Here is a 5,265-nt window from a genome sequence, read left to right as displayed (position 1 = left end):
GTGCCGACGATCAGGTCGGCACCGCCGAACTCCGGGTCGTCCAGCTCGGTGCCGTCGTCCACGGCGAACAACAGGCTGCTTTCGCCCTGCCGGTGGGCGGTGCCCACCGGCGGGCTGGCCGCGTGCACGGCGAGCAGCGCGACCAGGTAGGGCAGGTCGTGGTCGGCGCGGCGGGCCTCCGCGAGCAGGCCGGAGAGCCGGCGGGGCGCGTCCTCCGGGAGTTGGAGCAGTTCGAGGGCGGCGGCCAACTGCTCCTCGCTGAACCGGCTGTCGTCCGGGGTGGTGACCAGGTCGGGCTCGGGCAGCTCGGCGCCCAGGTGCTCGCGCGGCACGGGCGGGGTGAGCAGCAGTTCGGTGAGGTCGGCGAGGCGCACGGCGCCCGGCGGGCGGATCCCGGTGCCGCGCGCGAAGAAGGCGTCGGTGACGCGGACCGCGCGCTCCAGGGGCTCGGGCAGCAGTGGGGCGAGCAGTTGGCCGTAGAGGTCGGCACCGGCCCTGGCCGCGGGGGGCCGGAACGCCTGCCGGTCCTGCTCGGCCCGGAACAGCGGCCCGGCCTCCAGGAGCCTGGACTGGAGCTGGGTGTGCCGCCTGATGCAGTCCTTGACGATGTCGACCAGCTCGGCGGCGCGCAGCTTGTGGCCGGTGTCGGTGGCCTCGTCGCGGGCGCGCCTGATGTTGGTGAGGATCGCGTTCTCGTGGCGGTAGCGGTCGGCGATGTGGCCGAGGGCCTCGTCGATCAGGTCGGGCACCGCGTGCAGCCAGTCGACGGCGCGGACGTCACGCCTGGTGGTCTCCAGGGTGCGGCGCAGCGTCTCCGCGTACTGGACGGTGCGGTATCTGGCCTGCTCGGCGGCGAGTTGGGCGTCGGCGAGGCGGCCGCGGTTGATCAGCACCTCCAGCTTGACCTCGGCGGCGATCTGGGCGCTGGTGACGTCCGTGTCGAGGGCGCCGACCAGCACGTTGACCGCCTCGTCCGTGGTGCGCAGGTACACGCCGCCGCCGGGTCCCGGGACCTCCTCGACGAGCTTGAAGTCGTAGTCCCTGCGGACGTAGGAGCCGTCCGGCTCGAAGGTGCCGTAGGCCGCGCGGAAGCCGCGGTCGACGCTGCCGACGTTGATGAGGTTGTCCAACACCCAGCGGGCGACCCGCTCGTGCTCGGCGGCCGGGCGGCTCGGGGCCTGGGCGGCGACCCGGGGCAACAGCCGGGCGACGACCTGCTCGTGGTCGGCGCCGGTGTCGAAGTCCATGCTGAGAGTGACCAGATCGATGGCGGAGAGCGCCACCTCGGCCATCGCGTACGTGCCGTACTCGCCGGCGAGGTTGGCCTTCCGCGCGTCCAGGTCGTGCAGGGGCGCGGTGCAGGCGAGGGCGCGAAGCCGGCGGGCGAGGCCCTCGTCGGCGGCCGGCCCTGGGGCCGGGCGGCCGCCCGGCGGCGCGGCGCCGGGCGCCCGGTCGGCCGAAGCCGGGGCGGCCCGGCCCTCGTTGGCCGGCTGGGCTGAGGCGGGTGCGGTCACGTGGCACACCTTAGGCGGTGCCACTGACAGTGAGCGTCGATCGCCCGCCCGGTCGCCGCGGTCGCGGTGGGCGCGGTGGGCGCGGTGGGCGCGGTGGGCGCGGCGCGCTCCGGGATGCGGAGGCGCGCGGGCCGCGGTGCAATGGTGATGTCCCCCGACGGGAGCAATGGGAGGAGGCCGGCGATGGCCGCCCCACGGCGTCTGCTGCGGGTCCTTCCGGCCGGCTACCGGGAGCGCCTGATGGACCTGGCGGAGGAGGTTTCCTTCGCGCAGGGCGAACGGATCTTCGAGGAGAGGGGGCGGGCCGACCGGTTCTGGATCATCCGGTCCGGGACGGTGACGCTCGACCTGCGGCTCGGCGGGCCGAAACCGACCGCCGTCTCCTCGCTCGACACCGGGGATCTGCTGGGCTGGTCCTGGCTTTTCCCACCCTACGAGTGGGACTTCGGCGCCGAGGCGCTGTCACCGGTGCGGGCCTACGAGTTCCAGGGCCCCGAGGTGCAGGCGCTCTGCGACGAGGACCCGGCGTTCGGCTACGCGCTGCTGCGGGTGATCGCCGAGATCCTGGCCTACCGGGTGCGGGCGGCACGGGCCAGGCTGCTCGACCTGTTCGCCCCGCACGCCGGCAACCGGTAGCCGCGGGCGAGCGCCCTGCCGGCGGGGCCACGACGGTCAGGCGGCGGACGAGTGGTCGGCGCTCAGCGGCGGCGCCGCGCGCCGACCGAGCCGGTCGAGCGGCGCGACGGCGGCGCCCGACCGCGGGCCGAGGCCGGCGAGCGCCGCCCTGGTGGCGGCGTGGGAGGCCGCGTCCAGGGTGTGCGCGGTGCCGGCGAGCCGGTGCCGGGTCTCGCGGACGGCGAGTCCGACGAGTCCGGGCAGCAGGTCGGTGGCCCTGGCCAGCACCCAGTTGGTCCCGCGGGTGGCCAGCCAGCGGAAACAGGCGGCTCTGGTGGGCGGCGGGCGGTCCGTCGTCGCCGTGGGCGCCGTCCCGGTGGCGACGCCGCGGTCGGCGAGCGCCGCGTGGAACTCGCGGGCGAGCAGCCGGTGCCCGAGCTCGCTCGGGTGCAGCCGGTCCACGCTCCAGGCGGCGCGCGTCGCGGCCACCGGATGACCGGCCAGGTGCACGTGCACCGCGCCGTGCCGGCGCGACAGCTGGTGCACGACGTCGTTGAGCGCGGTCATCCGGCGGGCGAGCGGGCGGGTCAGCGCGGTCGGCAGGTGGAGCATCCCGCCGGGGTCCGGCAGGCAGGCGGTGAGCACCAGGGTGCCCTCCCGGCTCAGGGTGCCGATGACGGTGTCCAGGTCACGGGCGCTCGCGGCGATGTCGAAGGCGGAGCGGAGCGTGTCGTTGCCGCCGATGATCACCCCGGCCAGGTGGGGGCGGATGCGGCGGGCGGCGGCGAGCTGGTCCCCCGCGGCGTCGGCCGTGCGGGCGCCGCTGCGGGCCAGGTTGGTCAGCCGCGCGGGCCGGCCGCTCTCGGACGCGGTGAGGCCGGCGGCCAGCAGCGGTGCCCAGCCGCGCCAGCCGCCGGGCACCGGGTCGCCCACCCCCTCGGTGAGGGAGTCACCCAGGGTGACGAACCGCAGGGGGCCGCTCACCGCCGGCCGCCCTCGGCCACCGGGACCTGGTCGGCCGCCGGCCTGACGACGGCGGGCGCTTCGAGGGCGGCCAGGAACGCGTCCACGGCGGCCGACCACGGGAACTCCTCGGCGCGGGCGCGCGCGACGGCGCGGCGGCTTTCCGCGGGGCGGGCGAGCAGCCGCCGCACTCCGTCCGCGAAGCTCGCGCCGTCGTCGGCGGTGGTGCCGGCGGCGCCGAGCAGCGCGGGCACGGCCGAGCGGCTGTTGGCGACCACGGGGGTGCCGCAGGCCAGGGCCTCCATGGCGGCCAGGCCGAAGGTCTCGGCGGGCCCGGGGGCGAGCACGATGTCGGCGGTGGCCTGGAGGACCGCGAGGTCGGCGGGGTCGCCGACGTGTCCCGAGAAGACGACGGGCAGCCGCGCCGCGGTGGCCCGCTCGCGGAGCCGGCCGAGCAGCGGCCCGTCCCCGGCGATGACCAGCCTCGCGGGGACGCCGCGCCGACGCAGTTCGGCGAGGGCGTCGAGGGCGAGGCCCGGGCGCTTCTCCGGGGAGAGGCGGGAGCACATGGCGAGCAGCACCTCGTCCTCGCCGCGGAGTTCGGCGTGCAGCGCGGGGTCGTGGAGGCCGGGGTGGCAGCGGCGCAGGTCGACGCCCAGGGGGGCGCGGACCACGTTGCGCACGCCGACCCGGTGGAACTCGCGCGCCGCCCACTCGGTGGTGCACACCACCCGCGTGAAGGCGTGCGCGGTCCGCCGGTTGAGCCCGTCGGCGGCGCGCCGGGACCAGCCGGCGGGCAGGCCCCAGGTGTCCATGACGCCGTCCACGCTCTCGTGCGAGACCATCACGGCCGGCACCCGGTGCTGCCTGGCCCACTCCCCCGTCCAGCGCAGGGTGGTGCGGTCGGACACCTCGAGCCGGTCGGGTGCGAGGGTCTCCAACAGCCGGGCGAGGCGCCGCCGGTCGGTCAGCACCCGGTAGCCGCCGGTGCCGGGCAGCCGGTGGCCGGGCAGGGTGATGACGCGCCCCTGGGTGGTGCGGGTGTCGCTCACCTTCTCGCCGGGGACGACCAGCACCGGTTCGTGTCCGGCGGCCAGGTAGCCGGCGCCCAGCTCGCGCAGCGCGGTGCGCAGGCCACCGGAGCTGGGGGCGACGAAGTTGGCCAGCCGGACGATGCGCAGGCCCGTCACCTGACCGCCACCTCCCGGGCCTGCCGGACGTGGGTGTAGTGCTCGACGAGCTGGTCGCCGATGGCCTCCCAGGTGCGGCCCGCGACGTCGGCGAGGCCGGTCTCGGCAAGGCGGGCGCGGAGCGCCGGGTCGTCGCGCAGCGTCCGCACCGCCTCGCGCAGCGCGGCGCCGTCGCCGGGCGGGACGAGCAGCCCGTTCCGGCCGTGGTCGACGAGGTCGAGCGGGCCGCCGGCGGCCGGGGCCACCACGGGCACCCCGCTGGCCTGGGCCTCCTGGACGGTCTGGCAGAACGTCTCGAACGGGCCGGTGTGGGCGAAGACGTCGAGCGAGGCGTAGACCCTGGCCAGGTCGTCGCCGGTGCGGCGGCCGAGGAAGCGGGCCCTGGGCAGGGCGGCGCGCAGCGCGGTGCCACTCGGCCCGTCGCCTGTCACCACCAGCCTGACGCCGGGCAGCGCCGACGCCTGGGCGAGCAGGTCGACCCGCTTCTCGGGGGCCAGCCGCCCGACGTAGCCGAGCAGCAGCTCGCCGTTGGGGGCCAGCTCGCCACGGAGCGCCTCGTCGCGCAGCTCGGGCCGGAACCGCCCGGTGTCCACCCCGCGCTGCCACAGCCTCACCCGCGGCACCCCGTGAGCCTCCAGGGCCCGGATGGAGTCGCTGGACGGGGCCAGGGTCAGGTCTGCGGCGGAGTGCACCGCGCGGATCCGGCGCCAGGCGGCGAGCTCGCCGGCGCCCAGGTAGGTGCGCGCGTATCCGGCGAGGTCGGTCTGGTAGACGGCGACGGCCGGCACCCCGGCGCGCGCCGCCACGGCCATGCCGCGGGCGCCGAGCACGAAGGGGCTGGCGAGGTGGACGACGTCGGGCCGGTGGCTGGCGACGGCGGCGGCGAGCCGGCGGCTCGGCAGGGCGACCCGGACCTGGGGATAGCCGGGCAGCGGCAGGGAGGGGACATACACGACGGGGGCGGGACCGTCGTGGTCGATGGG

Annotated in this window: 5 protein-coding genes; 1 reads left to right on the top strand and 4 read right to left on the bottom strand. The window is 77.0% G+C overall.

Features of this window, described 5'->3' with window-relative positions:
* A partial coding sequence (locus E1283_RS31270) for a hypothetical protein (protein ID WP_243745231.1) occupies positions 1–1,514 on the bottom strand: 1,514 nt, incomplete at its 3' end.
* A 183-nt stretch (positions 1,515–1,697) separates the two neighbouring features.
* Between E1283_RS31270 and E1283_RS31265 the strand changes: the two genes are divergently transcribed.
* A complete protein-coding gene (locus E1283_RS31265) occupies positions 1,698–2,150 on the top strand; it encodes a cyclic nucleotide-binding domain-containing protein (protein ID WP_132821541.1) in 453 nt (150 codons plus the stop codon).
* 36 nt (positions 2,151–2,186) lie between these two features.
* On the opposite strand, the gene E1283_RS31260 is transcribed toward E1283_RS31265, so the two are convergent.
* The 3 genes from E1283_RS31260 to E1283_RS31250 form a co-directional block, all read right to left on the bottom strand.
* A complete protein-coding gene (locus tag E1283_RS31260; RefSeq protein ID WP_207930602.1) occupies positions 2,187–3,113 on the bottom strand; it encodes an SGNH/GDSL hydrolase family protein in 927 nt (308 codons plus the stop codon).
* The gene (locus tag E1283_RS31255) at positions 3,110–4,282 is read right to left on the bottom strand and encodes a glycosyltransferase (protein ID WP_132821540.1); all 1,173 of its coding nucleotides are present in this window, start codon (positions 4,280–4,282) and stop codon (positions 3,110–3,112) included. The genes E1283_RS31260 and E1283_RS31255 overlap by 4 nt, the downstream gene beginning before the upstream one ends.
* Positions 4,279–5,265: glycosyltransferase family 4 protein (locus tag E1283_RS31250; protein ID WP_132821539.1), on the bottom strand; the 987-nt coding region annotated here is incomplete at its 5' end. The genes E1283_RS31250 and E1283_RS31255, both read right to left, overlap by 4 nt.

The organism is Streptomyces hainanensis, assembly GCF_004348415.1.
GTDB lineage: Bacteria > Actinomycetota > Actinomycetes > Streptomycetales > Streptomycetaceae > Streptomyces > Streptomyces hainanensis.
Note: the sequence above shows the minus strand (reverse complement) of the source record. Positions and strands in the feature narration are given on the sequence as shown.

Coding starts and splice junctions, on each gene's coding strand:
- E1283_RS31265 (WP_132821541.1), top strand. CDS start 1,698: ATGGCCGCCCCACGGCGTCTGCTGCGGGTCCTTCCGGCCGGCTACCGG.